Here is a 21,884-nt window from a genome sequence, read left to right as displayed (position 1 = left end):
ATCTGTGAGCTGTGCTGCAAAATTGCCGCCAGAGAGAGGCAACGGGTGTAAATCCGCCCTAGGGTTGGTTTATCGGCAAGGTTGAAAAAAGGAGCAGTTATGCACGTTACGTTGGTGGAGATTAACGTTAAGCAGGACAAGGTTGACGAGTTTCTTGAGGTGTTCCGCGCCAATCATCTTGGTGCTATCAACGAGCCGGGTAACCTGCGCTTTGACGTACTACGCGATGAACAGGTGCCGACGCGGTTTTATATCTACGAAGCCTATAAGGATGAACAGGCGGTAGCCGCGCACAAGCAAACGCCACATTACCTGCTGTGCGTGGAAAAGCTGGAGGCCTTGATGACCAGCCCACGTAAGAAAACCACCTTTATTGGCATAATGCCGGTGACTTAAGCCAAGAAAAACACAACAATACGCTACGATCTTTAAGGTGTGAGGCAAGGATGACATTGCGCGATCGGTTGTTGGCGTTGCTGGTAGTGATTATCTGGGGGATGAATTTTGTCATTATCAAATACGGTTTGCAGGGGATGCCGCCGTTTTTGTTGGCCGGTTTGCGTTTCTTACTGGTGGCGTTTCCCGCGATATTCTTTGTGCCCAAGCCTAAACTGCCATGGAAATGGCTGGTACTCTACGGCCTGACCATGAGTTTTGGGCAATTTGCCTTTCTGTTTTGCGCCATCAAGGTGGGAATGCCTGCGGGGTTGGCCTCGCTGGTGCTACAAGCGCAGGTTTTCTTCACGTTACTGTTGGGGATGCTGGTTTTTGCCGAACGGCTGCGTGTGCATCAGGTTATCGGAATGGTAGTTGCCACCTTGGGGATGCTGTTGCTGGCACAGGCCAGCCTGCGCAATCAGGGGGCGTCTGCGGTGCCTTTGGCCGGATTATTGTTGACACTCGGTGCGGCCTTTTCATGGGCCATCGGTAACCTCACCAACAAAAAAATCATGGCGATATTTCCACAACAGGGGATCTTACCGCTGGTGGTGTGGAGTGCGCTGATCCCGATCGTGCCGTTCTTGGTTTGCAGTGCGCTGTTTGACGATCGCCAACAGGTACTTAACAGTTTGCTGCATCTGCAAATGAGCAGCGTAGCGGTGATCGTCTATTTGTCGTTTGCTGCCACCCTGTTGGGTTATTCCATCTGGGGCAGTCTGTTGGCGCGTTACGAAACCTGGCGTGTGGCACCGCTGGCGCTGTTAGTGCCTTTGGTGGGGTTGGCCAGCGCCTGGCTGCTGATGGGGGAGGCGCTGTCTTCCCTGCAAATTGGCGGAGCACTGCTGGTATTGATGGGAATGGCGGTGAATACCTTCGGCTTGCCGCGTTGGCGAGTGGCTGCCAGAAAATAATCGGCAGCAGGGCAATTCCGTTCAATACTCTCTCGCTGCGAAGCGGCACGCTGGCACCTGTGAATTTTTTACAGGTGCTGAATATGACGCTTTATCTTTCTATGGCCGCTTTTGCTCTGGCCTCTTCCATTACTCCCGGCCCGGTGAATATCGTGGCGCTCAGCAGCGGGGCGCAGTTTGGTTTTAACGCCAGCCTGCGCCACGTTACCGGATCGACATTGGGTTTTACCTTGCTGCTGGTGTTGATCGGCCTCGGTTTGCATGAGCTATTGGCGCTATGGCCGGGGCTGACGCGGCTGATCCTCTGGGCTGGCGTGGGTTTTCTGTTTTATATGGCCTATCAGCTTGCGGCTGACGACGGGCAACTGGGGCGGGGCGATCGGCAAAAAGCCCCTTCTTATTGGCATGGTGCGTTGTTGCAATGGCTGAATCCGAAGGCCTGGTTGGCTTCGATGGCCAGCATGGGGGCGTTTGTCGGTGACGGTGAGATGCAGTTGCTGTGGCAGTTTGCGGCGATCTACTGCGTGATTTGCTACGTTTCGGTGGCCTGTTGGGCCTATACCGGTGCGATGCTCAGCGGCCTGCTGCAAAGTGCGCGCAACGTGCAGCGTTTCAACCGTTTGATGGCGCTGCTGTTGGCGGCCAGCGCCTGCTACTTATTGGCCGAAGGGGTTTGATACTGGCCGGGTGTGGCCGCCAGCAGTTGTTTGAAGGTGCGCTGAAAGTGCGCCTGATCGGCAAAGCCGCTTTCGCTGGCGGCTGCGGCGATGGGGAAGCCGCGTTTCAACAGCCGGTGGCCATACTGGATGCGCTGATTGACCAGATAGGCGTGCGGCGTCATGCCATAGCGCTTCTTGAACGCGCGGATCAGGTAGGAGGGCGACAAGGTTGATGCCTGACAGATCGCCTCCAGCGTCAGCGATTGGGTGCAGTGGCTGCGGATAAATGCGGCGGCCGTTTCCAACTTGGGGTTGATCTCTAGCGCCGAGGCTGGTGCGCTTCCTAGGCGCAGCGGCAGTTCGCTGAAGTAATCCACCAACGCGATCTGTTTTTCCAAGTGGCTGCGCAGCGGATCGATCAGCAAGGCATAAAGGTGATTTAGGCCGTTGAATAAGATCGGATCCTGGCTGGCAATGGCAGTCAATGGGGTAAACCCTTGTTGCGTATCGCGCGCATTTTCCTGCTGTAAACTGGCGAGCCAATCGGTATCAATATAAAACATGATATAGGCCCAGCGCCGATCGCCAATCGGGTTACAGCCATGTGCTTGCTGTGGGTTGATGATCACCACGTCACCGGTTTTTACCTCCAGACGCTGTTCACCATTGAGGTAGCTACTGGTGCCAGCGGTAATAGCGCCGATAGAGAAAAACTCATGGCTGTGCATTGCATAACAAACTTTACGGCCATCGGCGATGGCACGCGCTTCAACAAATGGCAAGCGTGCGTCACGCCAGAATTGCGGGGAGTGATCGGCCATGCAGTTTTCCTTGGCTGCTGGAGAGGTGTGAACTGTTATAGCCTAAAGTGCCAGGGCAGGGGAATGATCATGTTAATCTTTGAGGCGTATTCTGTAAGCCTCTTCAAATTCACTGGATATAGGGAATGCGACACAATGAAAAAATGGACTCACTGGCTGACTCTGCCGCCGGTGGTGCTGGTGGCCTGCGCTGCGAGCATGTTGGGCACGCGTAGCCTGTCTGTTGAGGGCTGGCAGTGGCATCTTCCCACCCTGTTGGTAGCCACGGTGCTGTTGCTGGCCTCTGTAGCCATCACGTTCAGCGCTTGCCTGCATTTTTTCCGTGCAGGAACCACGCTGCATCCAGAAAATCCGCAGCAGGTTAATGCACTGCTGGTCAGCGGTATTTTCCGCTTTAGCCGCAATCCGATCTATCTGGGGCAGTTACTGCTGTTGGCCGCTTGGGCTGTGCTATTGGGAAGCATCGGCGTTTGGCTGTGGTGGTTACTGTTCTTCATCTATCTGCACAAGGTGCAGGTTCCGCGTGAGGAAGCGTTTCTCAGTACGCGTTTCGGGGCTGACTATGCGGCGTTTTGCCAGCGGGTGCGGCGCTGGCTGTGACGCTGCTCAGGCAGAAACTCCCCGGCGGTTTGCCGGGGGAATGGATTACTCTTCGTTTTCGTTACGCGCCAGCAACTGGCGCTGATGTTCATCGCTGGCGGCCTGGATTTCGTCCAGTACCGAGCCGACATCGGCGCGTTTGTCGCTTTCGATAAACTTACCGGTCAGTTCGGTTTCCGGCGTCAGATTCCCTTCCTGATAAAGCGCCCAAATCTCTTTAGCGTACTTGCTGCCCAGCAGTTCCGGCGCATATTGGCCGTAATACTGAGTCATATTGTTGATATCGCGCTCGAACATGCTTTTGGCATGATTGTTGGCAGCCGCGTCCACCACCTGCGGCAGATCGATAATCACCGGCCCGTTTTTATCCATCAGCACGTTGAACTCGGAAAGATCGCCGTGCACCAAGCCAGCGCACAGCATGCGCACCGCATAGTTCATCATCAGCGCGTGATCGTTGAGCGCCTGTTCAGGCGTTAAGGTCACGTCGCTCAGACGCGGAGCCACCAGGCCTTCGTCGTCGGTGATCAGCTCCATCAGCAGCACGCCATCCAGACAGATGTCCGGCTGTGGCACGCGCACGCCGGCTTTAGCCAGCAGGTACAACGCATCCACTTCGGTGTTCTGCCAGGCTTCTTCCTGCTGCTGACGGCCGAATTTTGAGCCTTTGTTCATGGCGCGTGCATCGCGGCTGTTGCGTACCTTGCGGCCTTCCTGGTAGTGCACGGCCTGCTTGAAGTTACGTTTTTCGGCTTCTTTATACACTTTGGCGCAGCGGATCTCTTCACCGCAACGCACGATAAATACGTCGGCTTCTTTGCCACTTTTCAAACGGCGGATGACATCGTCGATTAAACCATCATCTACCAATGGCTGGAGTCGTTTTGGAATTTTCATGCAGCCTTGTACCCTATTTAGGCTCTGGTGTGAATGGTTTTGCTTATGCTGATACCGTATTTATACCCTTTATACTTCAAGTTGCTTGGGTGTTGGCCGCGCTCTGTCGCCCCAGTCACATAGTGGCCTATGCTCCTGGGGTCTCCAGTGCTTGCCGCCTACAAGCAACTCGAATTATTTTGGGTATAGACCAGAAAGGCAAAAGTGAGTTTACCGCCGGTATGATATCAAATGCTGCCACACCGGCCAGAGTTTACATTGATTCTGCCAATACCCACAGGCTGACGCTGCCACCGTTGACCGGGAAGGCTGCGTTACCCTGTTCGTCGGTCATGATATCGTCCTGACGGTTACCGAGGAAGTCACGCCAGGATTTATGCGCAAAATTTTCGCCCAAGGCGATGGTTTTGCTGCTTGCTACCCCGTTAGTCAGTATCACCACGCAGCCCGGGGCTTCGGCAGTGCCACTGCGGCTGAAGGCGATGCAGTTTTTATCGTCAAAATAGTCGATCTGCGCGCCGTTGGCAAAACGCTGGCGCGCCTGGATCAGCTTCTCCAACTCTGGGATGACGGGGAGCTGGATATGATAATCATCGCCATCATCACCTTTGTCAGTATAACTGGCACCGTACAAATCCGGATAAAACACGCAGGGAACGCCTTGTTCACGCAGCAGGATCAGGGCATAGGCCAGCGGTTTGAACCAGGGTTCGACCGGTGTTTCCAGCGCCTGCAACGGCTGAGTATCGTGATTGGCGACCATTGTCACCGCATGGGTCGGATCGGCGGCGGTAAGCGTATCGGTGAAGATCTGCCTCATATCGAACCGATCGCTCTGTTTCGATGCCAGATGGAATTTCAGGTGCAGCGCCACATCGAACAGCATGACTTTACCATCTATCAGTTCCAAATACTGTTGCAGCGTCGCCAGATCGTGTGACCAGTACTCCGCCACGATAAACAGATCGCGCTGTGCCACGCTGCGCACGTGATCGACCCACTCCTTAAAGAACCAGGCCGGGATATGTTTGGCGGCATCCAAACGGAACCCGTCGCAGGGCAGCGTTTCCATCAGCCAGCGTGCCCAGTATTTCAGTTCCTCGGCGACGGAGGTGTTGCGCAGCTCTACGTTGGCTCCCATCAGGTAATCAAAATTGCCTTTCTCGCCGTCAACCTGATCGTTCCAGCCGGTATCGCCATAGTCATTGGCGATCTTGAATACGCCTTTTTCTTGCGGTTGTTCGATGTAATCGACACCGCTGAAGCATTTGTAATCCCAGATAAAACTAGAGTAAGCCCCTTTTCGCCCAGGGAAGGTGAAACGGGTATAGGCCAGAGCATCGATGCCTTCGTCGGCGATATCGTTACGATTATTGGGATCGACCTTATAGACATGCACTAATTCTTTTTCATCGGCGCCGATTTTGTGGTTGAACACGACGTCGTGAATCACCCGTATACCCTGATCACGCAGCACGGTGGCGGCATGAACCAGCGCCTGTTTATCACCATATTTAGTGGCGCGGGTGCCTTTTTGCTCAAACTCACCTAAGTCGAACAGGTCGTAGCTGTCATAACCCACAGAATAACCACCGGAGGCCCCTTTATAGGCCGGTGGCAACCAGAGATCCGTGATGCCCAACTCGGCCAGAGCGGGTGCCCGTTCGGCGGTCTCTTGCCACAATTTACCGCCACCAGGGTAATACCAATGGAAAAATTGCAGCAGCGTGGTTTTTTTTGTCATGAGCCAGCATCCCAGTTAGCCAAAAAATAAGCGCGGTTAAAAACCGCTATCAGGCTTTAGCATGAGCTAATTTAGGTCAAAGGGGAATAAGCGCATGGCTACTTGGCAGCACCAGGTTATTACGCCGGGCGAGATAAGAGCATTTGCACCAGAGGTAAAGCACTCTTTATCTATCATGGCCCACGCGTAATGTTATCTGACTTTAGCGGCGGTATGTTGGCCCGCTCAATGGCGCTATCGCCGAGGAAAACATTTTTTCACGATGAAATCCAGAATTTTACTCTCGTTTTCAAGCATTTTATTGGGGATGGTTTTTAACAGTTCCTCTTTCTCTTTGGTTCTTACAAAGAATAACGAGGTGTTTGAGAAGTAAGACGGTGTTACCAGATAAATAGAAACACCATCGTTGTACAGTTCCATATAGTTGCTACCGATAAGTGATTTCTTCTTTATGACTTCAGTGTATTTTTTAGTCAGAGTGGTACTGAGAATACCAAAGTAATCACTTTTAAATTGCATTTCTAACGCGATTAAATCCTTATTCTGATCAAACAAGACATAAACATTTCCGAGGTCTTCAAAAACGATGTCTCTACGTACATCCTTATTTTCGTTAGGTGACTCCCTGTAGACATTACCATTCAGGTCTTTATTAAAACCTATTCTTACGGCATTAGGGTGACTTTCCTTATATGAATCCTCCGTTGTCTGGCCAAATTTTACCGTAAGTGTACCTGTACTGACCGCACTTACGTCACCACAATAAAGGTAACTTAAGGAGAGAAGCAAAAGGGAGTTTAAAAAAAACCTCACATTCATAACAAAATCCTATGGTTATAATGAAATTTAATTAATCTTTATCAGTTTTTGGAAGTGGCGCAATCAGAATATTTGATACCACCGGTTCCACTATTTGGTTTTTAACTGCCCTATTATTTCGATTTAATCTGCTATGCATTCTCCATTAAGTAATATTGCTGACTAATGATTTCTGTCTAAGATGACTCTCTTTTTTCTGAATGAGCGTATCTATTTAGTTACGTTGGCATTAAAGATAGAGTGCTGTCAATATGGGGTTTATAAAATAACATTACTCGGTGCCTGGTAACGTGTTTAATACCAGTCTGATTGATTTCAGCGTCTAAATATTCCTTACGATAACCACTTGGGGTGCGCTAAAAATGGCGGCAGACCACTTTAATATGAGGCAGTATGGCTCGTCGAACTGTGAGCGCCTTCACCGAACGGCCGTTGTCCTTGTGTAAATATACAACCTATTGATAACAAAAGAACAACGTAAACAGGGAGTAACGGGCATGATGTGGCACCCGATGGGAGTTTCTGCGTTGGTCACCCTGCTGGTGATCGCGCTGTGGGCGACGTCCCGTCTGCCGGAATACCTGGTGGCGCTGCTGTTTTTTGCCGCAGTCATGCTGTTACAACTGGCACCCGCCGGTGTGGTGTTTTCTGGGTTTGCCTCTTCGGCATTTTGGCTGGTGCTGAGTGGCTTTGTTTTGGGTACTGCCATTCGCTCAACCGGGTTGGCCGACCGGTTTGCCAACCGCATTTTGCCTCATCTGGCCGGTTCCTGGTTACGCTTGGTGGGCGGCGTGGTGGCGATCAGCTATGCGCTGGCGTTTGTCATGCCATCGAATATGGGGCGCATTACCTTGCTGATGCCGATCATTATGGCGTTGGCAGAACGCGCCGGGCTGGCGGAAGGCACACGTGGCCGCTTTGGTTTGGCACTGGCGGTAGGTTTTGGCACTTTCCAGCTGTCTGCCAGCATCTTGCCTGCCAACGTGCCTAATCTGGTGATGAGCGGGGCGGCAGAAAGCGCCTTCGGCATTCATTTCACCTATATTGCCTACCTGATGCTGCACGCGCCCATACTTGGGGTAGCAAAGGGCGTGTTGTTGACGCTGTGTATCTGTTGGCTGTTTCCTGCTACCCCGCAGAAAGTGGAGAAAATGCCGGAGCAGACCGCGCTCAGCGCGGCGGAGTGGAGGTTAATCCTGTTGTTGTTGGCCACGGTACTGCTGTGGCTCACCGATCGCTGGCATGGTATCGCTCCGGCCTGGATTGGCCTGGCCGCTGCCTGTTTCTGTTTGTTACCGCGCATTGGTTTCCTGACCGGTGAGCAATTTGCTGCCGGGGCCAACATCCGCACCTGTATTTATGTGGCGGGTATCCTCGGGTTGACGGCGCTGGTGAGCCATTCCGGGCTGGGCGATTGGTTAGGGAATGCGTTGCTGGGCGTGATACCGCAAAATCCGGATCGGCCATTTGTCGCTTTTGCGTCACTGATTGGCATCACCACCATGCTGAATTTTGTTGTGACGGCCAACGGTGTACCTGCCTTGTTTACCCCATTGGCGCAGGTGTTGGCGGATGGCAGCGGCCTGCCGTTGATCACGGTGCTGATGACGCAGGTGATCGGTTACGCTACGCCGCTGCTGCCGTATCAGGCATCGCCGATTGTGGTGGCGATGGGCATGGGCAGAGTGCCGCCGCGTGAAGGATTGAAGCTGTGCCTGCTGCTGGCGGCATTGACCTTTGGGCTGTTGGTGCCGTTGGATTACCTGTGGTTCAGATTATTGGGCTGGATGGGCTGAACAGAGAAGGGCGGTGGGATGGAAGTGCTACGTGCTGCGATTGAAAAACAGGTGCTCAGCCTGACCGGGCTGGCACTCGGCGGAGTCGATTTTGAGAACCCGCCCGGCGATCCAGGGCTGTTTGGCCCGCAGTCGGTCACCTGGCAGGTTCACAGCGACTTTACCTCAATGCTGTGCGGTGGCGTCAGCGCGCTGCTGCTACAGATGCTGCATCCGCTGGCGTTGGCCGGAGTCTGGGATCACTCCAATTTCCGCGAGGATATGCTGGGCCGCCTGCGCCGCACCAGCCAGTTTATCTCTGTCACCACGTTTGGCCCGACGGCGGAGGCCGAACGTCTGATCGCCAAGGTCAAAGCCATCCATTTGCAGGTCAAGGGGACGGGGAGCCATGGTGAACCCTATGCCGCCAGCGATCCCTATTTGCTGACCTGGGTGCATGTGGCAGAGAGCAGCCGTTTTCTGGCTTCACACCTGCTTTACCGGAACCCGCATCTTTCCCTCACTCAACAGGATGAGTATTACCGCGAAGCCGCCCGCGTCGCCGAAGCCTTGGGCGCGCGTGAGGTTCCCACTTCCTGCGCCGCGGTGGCCGATTATCTGCAACAGATGCGCCCGCAGCTGGTCTGTGATGAACGTACCCTGGAGGTGGCACGTATTCTGTTGGCGGCACCGGCTCCCAGTGCGCTGGCGCGGCCGTTTGGTGCTTTGGTGATGCAGGCGGGCATCGATCTGCTGCCTGATTGGGCGCAGCAGCAACTGGGGTACAATCCGGGGAGTCTCAAACGGCGGCTGGTACGCGTTGGGATCCGCGGTGTCGGGCGGGTGTTGCGATCGGCGGTACGCAATGGCGCTTACCCGCGGGCGTTGCGGCGGATGGCGAAAACGGCGGGTTAACGCGAGTGACACTGAAACCATCTCGGCCAGCAGAATCTGTGCCACACCGCTATATTTGGGTATAGTGCACAGCATTATTCTGCGCCCTAATCTGATCGAGGTGATATGAACGAGTCAACCCTACTTGCTGAAGTGAGTAATGAGAACCAGACACTGGTCGCAGTGGTTCAGCAAGACAGTCGTGCCGCCTATTTTTATATCTACCCTACGGAGGAACAGGACGAGCGTTTTCAGGTGCGGGCCTGCTGGCTGCGTAACCTGGGTCTTGCTCCGTTGCAGGAAGATCGCGCTGCGATGGAAGCCGGACAGCCACCGATGCTGGCCGCAGAGTATTGCCGCAATCCGGCCGGTGAAGCGCCGCTGGAGGCAGAAGGGCTGACGGTGATCTGGACGGAAAGCGATGATGGTGCCGCATTGTGGTATCACGGTCAGTTGCTGGCGGTGATACCGGGTTGGAGCCTGTATATCGATCACTCAGTGTGCTACTCCGCCAGTTGTATCAAAGAAAGCGCGCTGGTTTACCCGCTGGGTTGTGCCTCGACCAATACCCAATATGCGCTGGCGGATAATACCCGGCAGTTCTGGCGTAGCTGGCAGCGTGAAGAGGGCAACCCGTGGCCGAAAATGCAAAGTGAGTATCAGGCGCGCTACGCACAGCATTTTGGCCCTTCGGTGAAGTATTACGCTATCGATCAGGGCAAGTGGCCGCCGATGGCCATCACCCAGCATGAGCGCGACGGTATTTACTATTTTCTGACCATTGGGGTCAGCATCCGGCCCATGCCGTGGGTGGAGATCCTGTTCAATGACGATGCCCCACAGCATCGCCGCATGGAAATGGGCATCGCCGTCGATGGGCAGTATCTGACCGAAGAGTATGCCATTCAGATGGCCAGTGCGTTGGCCGGTTTTGCTCATGTGCCTTGGGCGAAGCTCACCTGGTTTGGCGAAGGGCATACGCTGGTGTCTGAAGTGGCTCCGCTGGGCTATGAAGGTTATGTGCTTTCGTCCTCGTTTTACCCTGACAGTGAGCGTTTGGTGCTCCCACCGCAGTATGGCGATCCGGTGAATATTTTCTGGGCCAGCCCGGTGTTTGTCACCGAACGTGCACGGGCGCAGGCCACCCCGAACGGCGGGCACGAACTGGTGAACAAGCTGCGTGAGCAAGGGGTTGACCACATTTTCCGCCCACGCCAGCCGCTGGCGTGATCGCCTGAAGTGCAAGAATCACCAAATAAACCACCCGCCTGAGTGCCGGTGGTTTTTTACTTTCTGGCCGATCGTGATTTGGCATAGTATGAGGCAGGCATAAAACTAACGGAGAGGGTCATGAAATCAGCGCTGTTGATTATTGATGTGCAGAAAGGGTTGTTTGTGCCGCCACCGGCTGAAGCCGATGCGGTTATCGCGCGAATTAACCAACTGAGTGAACGTGCCCGTCAGGCTCGGGTACCGGTGATTTTTATTCAGCACCAGACCGCGCATGACGAACTGCTGCATGGCAGCGACGCGTGGCAAATTCATCCCGATTTGCAGGTGCAAGCCAGCGATCATCGCATAGAAAAAACCACGCCGGATTCATTCCTGCGTACTCATTTGGGCAAACTGCTGATTGCCAACGGCGTGACGCAACTGGTGATCTGCGGCTATTCCACCGAGTTTTGCGTCGATACCACCACCCGCCGTGCCGCTGGGCTGGGGTATCCGGTGGTGCTGGCGGCGGATGCGCACACCAGCCACGACAAACCGCACGCCAGCGGGCTACAGATCCGCGCTCATCACAACGCGACGCTGTCGAATATTCAAAGTTTTGGCATCCCGATCCGTGCGGTTCCGGCAGAAGAGGTCCGTTTCTGATCATCGGCCAGGTCATTATGGAGCAGTCGCGTAGGGCTATTGCTCCCAGTTTCCCGTTGCTCATGCTTGCTGTGTTTTTTATCGATAAAAAACGCCAAGAGTTCAGGCGATGTGCTGTTGAATAGAATTAATCATCGACTGCTTTGCCGTATCGAGGTGGCAGTGTAACTCGCGGGCCGCATCCTGATCGTTGCGACAGATCAGGGCGCTCAAAATAGCCATATGCTCTTCAATCGCAATGATATTTCTTTGTTTGAGATCGGACTCGTCCCACTGGTAGTGAAAATGGAAGATCATCGAGATGATTTCCAGCGACTGATTGAAAAACAGGTTATTGGCGGCTGACAGGATCAGCCCATGAAAATCCCGATCCAGCAGGGAGAACAGACGGTAATTGTCGCTGATGGTATCGCGCAACTGGCGGTGACGGCTCAATAACTCCTTGGCCTGTAACCAGCGTTCGTCATGCGCAGGCAGGTTGATAAAGCGTGAAAGGGCGTGGGTTTCCAGCATCTGGCGCAGTTCAAAAAGCTGCTCGGCATAGCTCCGGTCCAGCCTTTTCATGCACCATTGGCCGCGCCGCACGTTGTCGATCAGATTGTAGCGGCTAAAGCGCAGCAGGAACTCCCTGACCACCACCGGGCTGACGTTAACCGTGCGAGCAAGTTGCAGTTCGGTAAAGGAATCACCAGCCCGCAACTGCTTTTGATTAATCATCTGAAAGAAGGCTCTCTCAAAGACCTTGGCCTGATCGTCCAGAGAAGAGTTTATACATTCAAAGCCGTCTGCAACCTGGGGCATACGCCGGATCACATAGCTATCGTTAACCTTTTCCAGTACGCCCAACTGAGAGAAATAGGCCAGCGTGTGGCGCACCGTGGTACGGCTGATGTTGTACATCTCTGCCAGCGCGGCCTGGGAAGGCAGTGGCGAACGGATATGGCCCTGCACGATGCCATCAATCATCTGATTCACCACGTTCTGTCTTAAATTTTGTGTTCTGCTCACGCTGCTCTCGGCGGGGATGACTTTTTACGCATTTAAACCCTATTTAAACCGGTTTATTTTGTGCTGAATCACAAATACTTGCGATCGGGCAATCCTTCCCGCCGTTTTTCATTGATAACAGCTGCCAACTGAGCCGCTTCGGGGCAGAAATACCCAGTGGACGAGAATAATCACCGGTTGCAAGGAGCCACAATGAAACAGTTGAATCGCAAAGAATTTCCTGGCGCACAATATCCCGATCGTATTATCCAGTTTGGTGAAGGTAACTTTTTGCGTGCCTTTATCGACTGGCAAATCGACTTATTGAATGAGCACACCGGCCTCAATGCTGGCGTGGTGGTGGTTCGCCCGATCGACAGCGATCAGCCCCCTTCGCTGAATACCCAAGACGGCCTGTACACCACTATTATTCGTGGGCTGAACGAGCAGGGCGAGGCAGTTTGCGAGCCGCGCGTGATTCGCTCCGTCAACCGTGAAGTGAACGTTTATCAGGATTATGCGGGTTACTTGGCGCTGGCGCGTGATCCGGCGATCCGCTTTGTGTTCTCCAACACCACGGAAGCGGGTATCACTTACCTGCCGCAAGACCGCTTTGCGGATGCGCCTGCGGCCAGTTTTCCGGCTAAACTGACGCGCCTGCTGTATGAGCGCTTCAGCCACTTTGCCGGTGCCGCCGATAAAGGTTGGGTGCTGCTGCCATGCGAGTTGATCGACTATAACGGCGAAACGCTAAAAGAGTATGTGCTGCGCTATGCGCAACAGTGGGAGCTGCCGCAGGCGTTCAGCGATTGGCTGAATGAGTGCAACACCTTCTGTTCTACCCTGGTGGATCGCATCGTCACCGGTTATCCGCGCGGTGAAGAAGAGCAATTGCAACAGCAGTTGGGCTATCAGGATCGCTTCCTGGATACCGCTGAGCATTTCTATCTGTTCGTGATCCAGGGCCCGCAGTGGCTGGCGAAAGAGCTGCACTTGGATCAGCTTGATTTGAATGTGCATATCGTCGACGACATCAAGCCGTACAAAGAGCGCAAAGTGGCGATCCTCAACGGTGCACACACCGCGCTGGTGCCGGTGGCGTTTCTTGCCGGGTTGAATACCGTGGGTGAGGCGATGAGTGATAAGCAGGTGGGTGACTTTGTAGCACGTACCATTGCTGAAGAGATTATGCCGGTGCTCGATCTGCCGCAGGAAGAGCTGCTGCCGTTTGCCGAAGCGGTGCAGAACCGTTTCCGTAACCCGTTCATTCAGCACCAACTGTTATCCATTGCGCTGAACGGGATGACCAAGTTCCGCACGCGCATCCTGCCGCAATTGCTGGCTGGCCAGCAGAAGAACGGCGTGCTGCCAACGCGGCTGACCTTTGCGCTTGCGGCGCTGATCGCGTTTTACCGTGGTGAACGGCAACTGGGTAACTACCCGCTGCAAGATGATGCCCATTGGCTGGAACGTTACGCCACACTGTGGGCGGGGGTGAAGCACCGTGATATCCCGCTCACTACGCTGGTGGAAAGCGTGTTGGCTGATGAAAACCATTGGGGGCAAAACCTGAATGCGGTGCCGGGCCTGACCGCAGCCGTGACCGCCAATCTGCGGGTGATTCTGGAAGACGGGATGCGCACCGCGCTGTACAGTCTCGGAACGCATTAATCGGCACGCTTCACACAGGGAATGGCGTTTAGCGCCATTTCCTGGTCTAAATCGCTTCTGTTTATGGAAACAGCGGAACCATAGGATTCAGGCCCAGTAAACTGTCCGTGGAAATCCGATTGAGAAACCCCTGCCGGATCCCTATACTGCCGCACATGCAAGGTGTGGCAACATCTACACCTCCCCGGTTGATAAGCTAAAGGCAATTCCATGATCAATAATGATGTGTTGCGCAGCGTGCGCTACATGCTGAGTATTAACGATGCGAAGATGGTTGAGATCGTCAAGCTGGACGGTTTTGACGTCAGTGTTGCAGCCATGTCGGCCTACCTGATCAAAGAAGGTGAACCGGGTTTTGAGCAATGCCCAGACGAAGTGATGGCCCATTTCCTCAATGGCCTGGTGTTCTTCAAACGCGGTAAGGACGATAAATTCCCCGCTCCTGAGGTAGAACTGCCGATCACCAACAATCTGGTGCTGAAAAAATTGCGTGTGGCGTTTGAACTGAAAGATGTCGACCTGCACCAGATTTTCACCGCGGTGGAGTTCCGTATTTCCAAGCCGGAGCTGAGCGCATTGTTCCGCAAACAAGGCTCCAAAAATTATCGCCCGTGCGGCGATCAAATGCTGCGTTACTTCCTGAAAGGGTTGACCCAGCGCATCCGCGGCGCATAATTTTCCGCATTGCTGAATCAGGCGCCTTCATTGAGGGCGCTTTTTTTTGCCCGTTCACCGCTTGCCCTGTCTTTTGCGCACTGAGGTTTTGTGGATCATACTGTTTACGAGACGGGTTCAATGCTGAGCTTGATTAGCTGGGCACTGGGTAGAACATCGCATGATGACTGTGGAATTAAGATAATAATATGACAACTGCGCCAGTGGATATTCAGCAAAAACTACACAGTACTGAAATAGAACAAAAAATACTCAAACGCTCAATCTACTGCACGCTATTTATTGCCAGTGCTGGGATTGTGTTTGGCATTGTCTGCGGTTCCATGTCGATTGTTTTTGACGGCATGTTTTCTGCACTGGATGCCGGGATGTGTTCATTATCACTGCTGGTATCGCGCCTGCTCGGGCAACCCTACAGCCGCCGTTTTCAGTATGGATTCTGGCATGTCGAGCCGCTGGTACTGGCATTTAACGGCAGCTTGCTGACCTTGCTGTGCCTGTACGCCTTTGTGAACGCCATCAAAGGGATTGCCGACGGTGGGCGCGAATTGGAGCTGGGCTGGGCGATGGTGTATGCCGTCACCGTCAGTATTTTCTGTTTCACGCTCTATTTTAAACAGCGTCGGCTGAATAAAAAGGTGCAGTCAGAACTGATTGCGTTGGATACCAAAAGCTGGCTGATGTCGGCGTGCATCAGTTCCGCGCTATTGGTGGCATTTATCCTCACCTGGCTGATGGAAGGCACCCGCTACGAGTACCTGAATGTGTATACCGACCCCTTTGCGCTGGCGGTGTTGACCCTGGTGCTGATCCCGATCCCGATACAAACGGTCAGAGCAGCGGTAAAAGAAGTCTTGCAGATGGCTCCCGACAGCCTCGATTGCAAAATTGAATCCATTATGGCGCAGCTGACGTTGGAATATGGCTTCCTGGATTATTCCAACTACGCCACGCGCATGGGGCGCGGGCTGTTTATTGAGATCCACATCGTGATCCCTGAAAGCATGGAAGACAGCGGAATATACAAATTTGATCAAATCCGCGACAAAATTGCCGATGCCATCGGCGAAGATAGCCCTCACCGCTGGCTGACCATCTCTTTTACCCAAGATCCGAAGTGGCTGTGAGTGGCAGCGTTTTAGCCATATACCAGAGTTCAACCGACTGGCTGGCGGTGGTAAAGCGATCCTCGCCAACGATCGCCATCCCCTGCCGCTGATAAAAGCGCTGAGCGGCAACGTTGGTTTTCAGGACGTCCAGCCAGAGCAGGGTTTGCCTGTTTTCGATGGCCCGCCGTTGTACTTCGGCATATAAACGTTCGCCATAACCGCGCCCGGCAAATCCCGGCAGGAAATAGATTTTCTGCAGTTCAGCGCCGCGAGTGGCGGTTGCCGCCAGCGGGCTGTCGAGATTCAGCCGGGCGAAGCCCACCGGAGTTTCATCTTCATAAGCTAACAGCCAGCAAACCTGCTGGTCCTGCAAACTCTTGCTCAATGCAGAGACAGAAAAATCGTTAGCGAGAAAATCCGCCATTTCGCTCTGGTTGTGCCAAAGCGTGCCGAAATGGGCGATATAGCTGGCGATCCCAACGTCTCGCACGATAGTTAAATCAGCGAGTTGTGCCTGACAGACGGTGAACATAAGCGTATCCATACTAAGGGAAAGAGGGGGGAATTATACCCTCGGTTTCAGCGCTACGGTATCCAACGGCGCAGAGATATGCCCCACCGCGTAGCACTGCGTCTGAGCATTAAGGTGCTGCGGCAGTTGTTGCCACAGATGGAAACTGACCAACTGCCAGTGTGCCGGATCGAACGCCACGATGCTGGCTAAAGCCAATGTATTAGCCTGTTGCTGCGCGCGTAACAGGGTGAGATCGCTATAAGCAGCAATCGGCTGGCATTCCAGCGTGGCGTAACGGGCCTCGGCGAGGTTTTCTGACACCATCTTTACCACCCACGGCAGCCAATGGCTAACCTGTGGCCAACCAAACGCCTGACTGACTCCCCGGAATCCGTTACCGGTGAGGAAATCACTCATCCCGTCGCTGCTGTTCCACAGATAAAACGGCGCATAGCGATTATCGTTGCCGTGCCCGCCTTTCAGCGCATAAAGGTAGGCTTTCATGATTAACTGCGGATGGTTATCCATCAAATGGCCAAAGTCAGCGATGCGCTGGCGGATAATACCCATATCGTAGTCGGCGGGCAGGGGGAAAGTGTATTGCATGGCGATCATGGCGGTGCTCCTGAAAACAATTGACCGCCACAGAGTGGCACGGCATCTTTATCGATAAAATCGGTATTATTAAGATAAACGGTTCGAAAAATCAGGATGGTTAGCATGGGGCGAATAACCTTCGATCTCGACGACTTGCGCAGTTACGTGGCCGGCATTGAACTGGGCAGCTTTGCTAAAGCGGCGGAGCGCCTGGGGCGTTCGACCTCGGCGGTCAGTGCGCATTTGAAAAAGCTGGAACAGCAGGTGGGTGTGCCTATCTTGCGTAAATCCGGGCGTGGCATGGTGATGACCGAAGCGGGCGAAACGCTGCTGAGCTACGCTCGCCGCTTGCTGGAGCTGAATGACGAAGCGGCGGCAGCGGTGCGCGGGCTGGATTTGCAGGGCCGGGTGCGCCTGGGTCTGCAAGAGGATTTTGGTGAAACCTTTTTGCCGCAGGTGCTGGGCAGTTTTGCCCGCGCGCATCCAAAAGTACGTATTGAAGCGCGCATTGCCCGCAATGCGGAGCTGATCGACTGGGTGCTGAAAGGGCAACTGGATCTGTCGCTGGCCTGGGACGGTGGGAGCAGCACGCCGTTTCAGCAGGATTTGGGGCAGCGCCTGATGCAGTGGATCGCTGCACCCAACTTTGATTTGGCCCAGTGGCGTGCCAGCGGTGAAGCGTTGCCGCTGGTGATGTTCGATGCACCTTGCTTGATGCGCAGCGCGGCGACCAATGCATTGGATCGCGCCGGGATCCCGTGGCGTATCGCCTTTACCAGCCGCAGCCTTAACGGCATCTGGGCGGCGGTCAGCACCGGATTGGGCGTAACGGTGCGTACCGATGCCGGGTTGCCACCGGGGTTGGCCCAGTTGGCCCCCGAAGCACTGCCCGCGCTACAGCACATTGGCGTGAAACTACATCGGGCCGAGGAACAGCCGGATGATGCCATCCGGCAATTGGCGCAGATTATTATTGAGCGATTACGCGAGTAAGTTAAGCATCACCTAGTCTTGGGCTATGGGTTGGTTGCCGCTCAGCAAACCCCATTCGCTCCAGGCACCGTCATACAATTTCACCTGATGGGCATCCAGCGACTGTAGGCCCAATGCCAGCACGGCGGCGGTAACGCCAGAACCGCAACTGACGATGGTCGGCGCGGTGATATCCACCCCTTTATCGAGGAAAGTTTTTTTAAGCGCCGCCAGTGATTTGAAGCGGCCATCTTCCAACAGATCGCCATACGGAATATTGATGCTGCCGGGAATATGGCCACGGTGTAAACCGGGGCGCGGTTCCGGTGCTTCGGCATGAAAACGTGGTGCCGCGCGGGCGTCGAGGATCTGCACCTTATCATGCATGGCTTGTTCAACCTGCTGCATATTGACCACTGCATCGGCGTTAAAGCGGGCGTTGAAGGTGGCAGGTTTGGGATTAGCCGCGCCGGTTTCCAGCGCATTGCCACGGGCAACCCAGCCGTTTAAGCCTTGGTCCAATACGTAGACGTTTTGCACGCCAAAATTGCGGAATGTCCACCAGCCGCGCGGTGCGGAGAACTGGTTGCCTTCATCATAGAAAATCAGGGTATGTTGTTCACTGATGCCGAGCTTACCGACTACGGCGCTGAATTCTTCCGCCGTTGGCAGCATATGGGGTAGCGAAGTATTTTTATCGGCCACGTCATCAATATCGAAATAGACCGCGCCAGGAATATGGCCGCGTTCAAATTCGGCCAGCATATCCTTTTTGGGCACCAGGCCGACCGGAGACATACGGACGTCGACCACCGCCAGATTTTCATCATTAATATGTTGTTCAAGCCACTGCGCAGTCACCAAAAATGGAGAATTCATTGCTGTTATCCGCCTGTTATCAAATTGGGTTTTTACTATACACCAGCGCCAAGGCGACATGTGCAAGATGAAGAGGATATGATGTTTATGGATAGAAATTTGAGAGTAAATGCGGATGATTGACCACGACTTTGGCGGTGCGAAAATCGCACTGCTGTGCGGTGATAATGTGTTGGTCTACCAGCGTGACGAAAAGCCCGGTATTCCGTGGCCCGGCTGCTGGGATCTGCCCGGTGGCGGGCGCGAAGGGGGCGAAACGCCGCAGCAGTGCGTACAGCGCGAAACCCTGGAAGAGTTCGGCATTCGGCTCCCGGCGCGCCAGATTCTGTGGCAGCAGCGTTACGCCGGGATCTACCCTGGCTACCCACCCACCTGGTTTATGATTGGTGAAATCACGCTAGGGCAGATCGCCGCCATCCGTTTCGGCGAAGAGGGGCAGCGCTGGCAAATGATGCCGGTGAGCGAGTTTGTGCAGCACCCGCAAGGGATCGCTCATCTGCGCCAGCGGCTGGCGGACTATTTGGCACAACGCTAGGCGTGTTCAGCGGCCTCGACGCGGGCGATCAACCTTTCAACCTGATGTTCAGAAAAAACCTCAATGCCGTTCTGGCGCAACAATTCTGCGGTAACACCGCTGCCGGGCTGTGTCTGGCCGCCGAATGAACCGTCATAAATCGTCTGGCTGCCGCAGGAAGGGCTGCGATCGCTAAGCAGGGCGAAGCGGCAATTGTGCAGGCGTGCGGTATCCAGCGCCAGATGCGCTCCAAGCAGATAGGGTTCGGTCACATCGTTACCGCCAGCGTCGATCACGCTGGCCTTACCGGCAATCACCTCAGCACCGTTAGCTGCGGCAGCAATTTCAGCCGGTGGGCGCGGTGTGGAAAATCCTGCCGCCAGTTCGGGGCAGCAAACCACCAGCCGACCCTCCTGCTGCCAGCGTTCCAGCGTGGAATTGACTACCGTTTTATGGGATGCGTTATAACGCACGTTGAAACCGGCCAGGCAGGCACTGACTAATATCTTGGGGTGCATACTGATCTCCCGGTAAAAAAATGGTGATAATTTTTCACTCTGGCGCGCTGAAGTCCAGTTGTTTTACGGGCTCGGACTGGCTCTGCATAATCTGCGCAATGGTCATACCAATCTGCTGCACCGCGCGTTCAACGTCGGCGGTTAGTTTTTGGGCGTAGTTGATGCGCAGGCAGTTACGGTATTTGCCTGCGGCGGAAAAAATACTGCCGACGGCAATTTGTACCCCTTTATCTTCCAGGTAGCGGTTCAGACGCAGGGTATCAAACTCCTCATGCAGTTCGATCCACAGCATAAACCCGCCACGCGGTTGGCTGACGCGGGTACCGGCGGGGAAGTATTGGGTGATCCAGCAGGTCATCAGGTCGCGGTTTTGCTGATAGCGGATACGCATACGGCGCAGGTGCTGTATGTAGTGGCCGTGGCGGATAAATTCGGCAATCGCCAGCTGCGGCTGAGTGGCCGTTGCGCCGGTGCCGATAAATTTCATGTGCAGCACGCGTTCAAGATAGCGGCCGGGGGCGATCCAGCCAATGCGCAAACCGGGTGCCAGCGTTTTGGAAAACGAACTGCACAGCAGCACCCGCCCGTCATCGTCGAAAGATTTGATGGTGCGCGGCCGAGGGTAGCTGTAGGCAATATCGCCATACACGTCATCTTCGATAATCGCCACGTCGTAACTCTGTGCCAGCCTCAGCAGGCACTTTTTACGGGCATCCGGCATGATGTAACCCAGCGGATTGTTGCAGTTTGGGGTCAGCAGGATCACTTTCACCGGCCACTGTTCCAAGGCCATCTCCAAGGCTTCCAGGCTGATGCCGGTCAGGGGATCGGTTGGGATCTCCAGTGCTTTCATACCTAAGCCTTTCAACGTTTGCATGGTGCCGTGATAACAGGGGGAATCGACCGCGACGATATCCCCGGCTTGGCAAATAGCGCGCAACCCGGCGGAAATCGCTTCCTGGCAGCCGGTGGTGATCATCAGTTGTTCGGCATCAAGCTGGCAGCCGGAATCTAGCAACAAGCGGGCGATCTGCTCGCGCAGGCTGGCTACACCTTGAATGTTGTCGTAATACAAGCTGCGCAGATCGCCGTGGCGGGCGGTGTTGCTTAGCGCCTTAAGCAGTGGCTTGATCGTGGGTTCGCTGACGTCTGGCATCCCGCGCCCAAGTTGCACCAGATCGTTACGCGGTTCGTTACGGATTAGCTCCAGTACCTGCTCCCATTGTGAGATATCCACCGGCCGTTGCGCCGGGCGGCTAACCGCGGGCAGTTCTGCGATCAGATGCGGCCTGCGCACGAAGTAGCCTGATTTTGCCCGTGGCTCAACCAACTGATGCTCTTCGAGCAGGCGATAGGCCTGCTGCACGGTGCTGATACTGACGCCGTGCTCCAGGCTGAGCGTGCGTACCGAAGGCAAGCGCTCGCCTGCGGCATACAGCCCTTGTTCAATGCGTTGTCTGAGAATGGCGGCCAGGGTGGCGTAGCGTGTCATACAGATGTCCAGGATTGTGTTAACCAGCAAAAAACCGGTACAGATAGTTTTAAACTAGACCATTCAGCGGCCTGAAAACAGCCTTTGTATGGAAAAAATACCACTTTGTTGAATCTGTATTCTTTTCGGCTGGCGGCGCATCATCAACCCAGGTGATAAACATAGGGAGATCATGATGATGACAATATCCGCAGCACGGCAACCCGCTCAACGCATGACGCTACTGCGCCGGTTACAATCTTGTCTGCAACGTTACCAGACACGCCGAGCGCTGCTGCTATTGAGCGATGAACAGCTGGCTGATATTGGCCTAAACCGGGCGCAGGCGCGGCATGAAGGGCGTAAACCTTTTTGGCGCAAATAAGGGGGATCGATTAACGCTTTTGTCGCCAACACTAGGTATCTATTGCATAATTTGAAATAAATATTCAATCGACATCGTCTTCTGCGTTGTGTTTTGCAAGGCTAAATTCGCTGTTACATCAAAGTTGGCAGTGTTCTATGAGGGCTATCACGA

General features: G+C 54.3%; 24 protein-coding genes. 14 read left to right on the top strand and 10 right to left on the bottom strand.

Going from position 1 to position 21,884, the window contains the following annotated elements:
- The first annotated feature begins 99 nt into the window (after positions 1 to 99).
- The 3 genes from lsrG (at position 100) to ACX1CU_RS16260 (ending at position 2,029) form a co-directional block, all read left to right on the top strand.
- Positions 100 to 396: a (4S)-4-hydroxy-5-phosphonooxypentane-2,3-dione isomerase gene (gene lsrG, locus ACX1CU_RS16270; protein ID WP_459399311.1), complete on the top strand. Its 297-nt coding sequence runs from the start codon at positions 100 to 102 to the stop codon at positions 394 to 396.
- A 50-nt stretch (positions 397 to 446) separates the two neighbouring features.
- A complete protein-coding gene (locus tag ACX1CU_RS16265) occupies positions 447 to 1,352 on the top strand; it encodes an EamA family transporter (RefSeq protein WP_459399310.1) in 906 nt (301 codons plus the stop codon).
- A gap of 83 nt (positions 1,353 to 1,435) precedes the next feature.
- Positions 1,436 to 2,029, top strand: a complete 594-nt coding sequence (locus ACX1CU_RS16260; RefSeq protein ID WP_459399309.1) for a LysE family translocator — start codon at positions 1,436 to 1,438, stop codon at positions 2,027 to 2,029.
- On the opposite strand, the gene ACX1CU_RS16255 is transcribed toward ACX1CU_RS16260, so the two are convergent.
- Positions 2,005 to 2,832: an AraC family transcriptional regulator gene (locus ACX1CU_RS16255; RefSeq protein WP_459399308.1), complete on the bottom strand. Its 828-nt coding sequence runs from the start codon at positions 2,830 to 2,832 to the stop codon at positions 2,005 to 2,007. The two genes, ACX1CU_RS16260 and ACX1CU_RS16255, sit on opposite strands and share 25 nt — an antisense overlap.
- Positions 2,833 to 2,967: 135 nt before the next feature.
- Between ACX1CU_RS16255 and ACX1CU_RS16250 the strand changes: the two genes are divergently transcribed.
- A complete protein-coding gene (locus ACX1CU_RS16250; RefSeq protein WP_459399307.1) occupies positions 2,968 to 3,432 on the top strand; it encodes a methyltransferase family protein in 465 nt (154 codons plus the stop codon).
- 45 nt (positions 3,433 to 3,477) lie between these two features.
- Here ACX1CU_RS16250 and ACX1CU_RS16245 read toward each other — a convergent pair whose 3' ends face one another.
- The 3 genes from ACX1CU_RS16245 to ACX1CU_RS16235 form a co-directional block, all read right to left on the bottom strand.
- Positions 3,478 to 4,329, bottom strand: coding sequence for a PA4780 family RIO1-like protein kinase (locus ACX1CU_RS16245; protein ID WP_459399306.1), 852 nt, complete (start codon positions 4,327 to 4,329; stop codon positions 3,478 to 3,480).
- A gap of 253 nt (positions 4,330 to 4,582) precedes the next feature.
- Positions 4,583 to 6,073 (bottom strand): alpha-amylase, encoded by a 1,491-nt coding sequence (amyA, locus tag ACX1CU_RS16240; RefSeq protein WP_459399305.1) that lies wholly within the window; start codon positions 6,071 to 6,073, stop codon positions 4,583 to 4,585.
- 234 nt (positions 6,074 to 6,307) lie between these two features.
- The gene (locus ACX1CU_RS16235) at positions 6,308 to 6,892 is read right to left on the bottom strand and encodes a hypothetical protein (protein WP_459399304.1); all 585 of its coding nucleotides are present in this window, start codon (positions 6,890 to 6,892) and stop codon (positions 6,308 to 6,310) included.
- A 497-nt stretch (positions 6,893 to 7,389) separates the two neighbouring features.
- On the opposite strand from ACX1CU_RS16235, the gene ACX1CU_RS16230 reads away from it, so the two are divergent.
- From ACX1CU_RS16230 to ACX1CU_RS16215, 4 genes are all read left to right on the top strand, one after another.
- Positions 7,390 to 8,688, top strand: coding sequence for an SLC13 family permease (locus ACX1CU_RS16230; protein ID WP_459399303.1), 1,299 nt, complete (start codon positions 7,390 to 7,392; stop codon positions 8,686 to 8,688).
- Between the two features lie 18 nt (positions 8,689 to 8,706).
- On the top strand, positions 8,707 to 9,582 hold the full coding sequence (locus ACX1CU_RS16225; RefSeq protein ID WP_459399302.1) for an oxygenase MpaB family protein: 876 nt from the start codon (positions 8,707 to 8,709) through the stop codon (positions 9,580 to 9,582).
- A 105-nt stretch (positions 9,583 to 9,687) separates the two neighbouring features.
- Positions 9,688 to 10,791 (top strand): suppressor of fused domain protein, encoded by a 1,104-nt coding sequence (locus ACX1CU_RS16220; RefSeq protein ID WP_459399301.1) that lies wholly within the window; start codon positions 9,688 to 9,690, stop codon positions 10,789 to 10,791.
- Positions 10,792 to 10,911: 120 nt separating this feature from the next.
- On the top strand, positions 10,912 to 11,439 hold the full coding sequence (locus ACX1CU_RS16215) for a cysteine hydrolase family protein (protein ID WP_459399300.1): 528 nt from the start codon (positions 10,912 to 10,914) through the stop codon (positions 11,437 to 11,439).
- Between the two features lie 102 nt (positions 11,440 to 11,541).
- On the opposite strand, the gene ACX1CU_RS16210 is transcribed toward ACX1CU_RS16215, so the two are convergent.
- The gene (locus ACX1CU_RS16210) at positions 11,542 to 12,447 is read right to left on the bottom strand and encodes a GntR family transcriptional regulator (protein ID WP_459399299.1); all 906 of its coding nucleotides are present in this window, start codon (positions 12,445 to 12,447) and stop codon (positions 11,542 to 11,544) included.
- A 192-nt stretch (positions 12,448 to 12,639) separates the two neighbouring features.
- On the opposite strand from ACX1CU_RS16210, the gene ACX1CU_RS16205 reads away from it, so the two are divergent.
- The 3 genes from ACX1CU_RS16205 (at position 12,640) to ACX1CU_RS16195 (ending at position 15,899) form a co-directional block, all read left to right on the top strand.
- Positions 12,640 to 14,097 (top strand): tagaturonate reductase, encoded by a 1,458-nt coding sequence (locus ACX1CU_RS16205; RefSeq protein ID WP_459399298.1) that lies wholly within the window; start codon positions 12,640 to 12,642, stop codon positions 14,095 to 14,097.
- Between the two features lie 210 nt (positions 14,098 to 14,307).
- The gene (locus ACX1CU_RS16200; RefSeq protein WP_459399297.1) at positions 14,308 to 14,772 is read left to right on the top strand and encodes a YehS family protein; all 465 of its coding nucleotides are present in this window, start codon (positions 14,308 to 14,310) and stop codon (positions 14,770 to 14,772) included.
- 188 nt (positions 14,773 to 14,960) lie between these two features.
- On the top strand, positions 14,961 to 15,899 hold the full coding sequence (locus ACX1CU_RS16195) for a cation diffusion facilitator family transporter (protein WP_459399296.1): 939 nt from the start codon (positions 14,961 to 14,963) through the stop codon (positions 15,897 to 15,899).
- Here the strand turns inward: ACX1CU_RS16195 and ACX1CU_RS16190 are convergent.
- Together ACX1CU_RS16190 and ACX1CU_RS16185 are read right to left on the bottom strand one after the other, a co-directional pair.
- Positions 15,874 to 16,413 (bottom strand): GNAT family N-acetyltransferase, encoded by a 540-nt coding sequence (locus ACX1CU_RS16190; RefSeq protein ID WP_459399295.1) that lies wholly within the window; start codon positions 16,411 to 16,413, stop codon positions 15,874 to 15,876. The genes ACX1CU_RS16195 and ACX1CU_RS16190 overlap by 26 nt on opposite strands.
- Positions 16,414 to 16,446: 33 nt before the next feature.
- Positions 16,447 to 17,010: a DUF4865 family protein gene (locus tag ACX1CU_RS16185; RefSeq protein ID WP_459399294.1), complete on the bottom strand. Its 564-nt coding sequence runs from the start codon at positions 17,008 to 17,010 to the stop codon at positions 16,447 to 16,449.
- A 105-nt stretch (positions 17,011 to 17,115) separates the two neighbouring features.
- Here ACX1CU_RS16185 and ACX1CU_RS16180 point away from each other — a divergent pair, with 105 nt between their 5' ends.
- The gene (locus tag ACX1CU_RS16180; RefSeq protein WP_459399293.1) at positions 17,116 to 17,985 is read left to right on the top strand and encodes a LysR substrate-binding domain-containing protein; all 870 of its coding nucleotides are present in this window, start codon (positions 17,116 to 17,118) and stop codon (positions 17,983 to 17,985) included.
- Positions 17,986 to 17,997: 12 nt separating this feature from the next.
- On the opposite strand, the gene sseA is transcribed toward ACX1CU_RS16180, so the two are convergent.
- Positions 17,998 to 18,843 (bottom strand): 3-mercaptopyruvate sulfurtransferase, encoded by an 846-nt coding sequence (gene sseA / locus ACX1CU_RS16175; RefSeq protein ID WP_459399292.1) that lies wholly within the window; start codon positions 18,841 to 18,843, stop codon positions 17,998 to 18,000.
- Between the two features lie 115 nt (positions 18,844 to 18,958).
- Between sseA and ACX1CU_RS16170 the strand changes: the two genes are divergently transcribed.
- The gene (locus ACX1CU_RS16170; protein WP_459402836.1) at positions 18,959 to 19,378 is read left to right on the top strand and encodes an NUDIX hydrolase; all 420 of its coding nucleotides are present in this window, start codon (positions 18,959 to 18,961) and stop codon (positions 19,376 to 19,378) included.
- Here ACX1CU_RS16170 and ACX1CU_RS16165 read toward each other — a convergent pair.
- Both ACX1CU_RS16165 and ACX1CU_RS16160 read right to left on the bottom strand, forming a co-directional pair.
- Positions 19,375 to 19,875 (bottom strand): 2-thiouracil desulfurase family protein, encoded by a 501-nt coding sequence (locus ACX1CU_RS16165; protein ID WP_459399291.1) that lies wholly within the window; start codon positions 19,873 to 19,875, stop codon positions 19,375 to 19,377. The two genes, ACX1CU_RS16170 and ACX1CU_RS16165, sit on opposite strands and share 4 nt — an antisense overlap.
- Positions 19,876 to 19,909: 34 nt before the next feature.
- Positions 19,910 to 21,367 (bottom strand): aminotransferase-like domain-containing protein, encoded by a 1,458-nt coding sequence (locus ACX1CU_RS16160; RefSeq protein ID WP_459399290.1) that lies wholly within the window; start codon positions 21,365 to 21,367, stop codon positions 19,910 to 19,912.
- Between the two features lie 172 nt (positions 21,368 to 21,539).
- Here ACX1CU_RS16160 and ACX1CU_RS16155 point away from each other — a divergent pair, with 172 nt between their 5' ends.
- Positions 21,540 to 21,731 carry a DUF1127 domain-containing protein gene (locus ACX1CU_RS16155; RefSeq protein WP_459399289.1) on the top strand — a complete coding sequence of 64 codons (192 nt, stop codon included), beginning with the start codon at positions 21,540 to 21,542 and terminating at the stop codon, positions 21,729 to 21,731.
- The last annotated feature ends 153 nt before the right edge of the window (positions 21,732 to 21,884 follow it).

The sequence above is a fragment of the Serratia sp. D1N4 genome (assembly GCF_054552755.1).
This window is presented reverse-complemented; position numbering and strand designations above follow the sequence as displayed.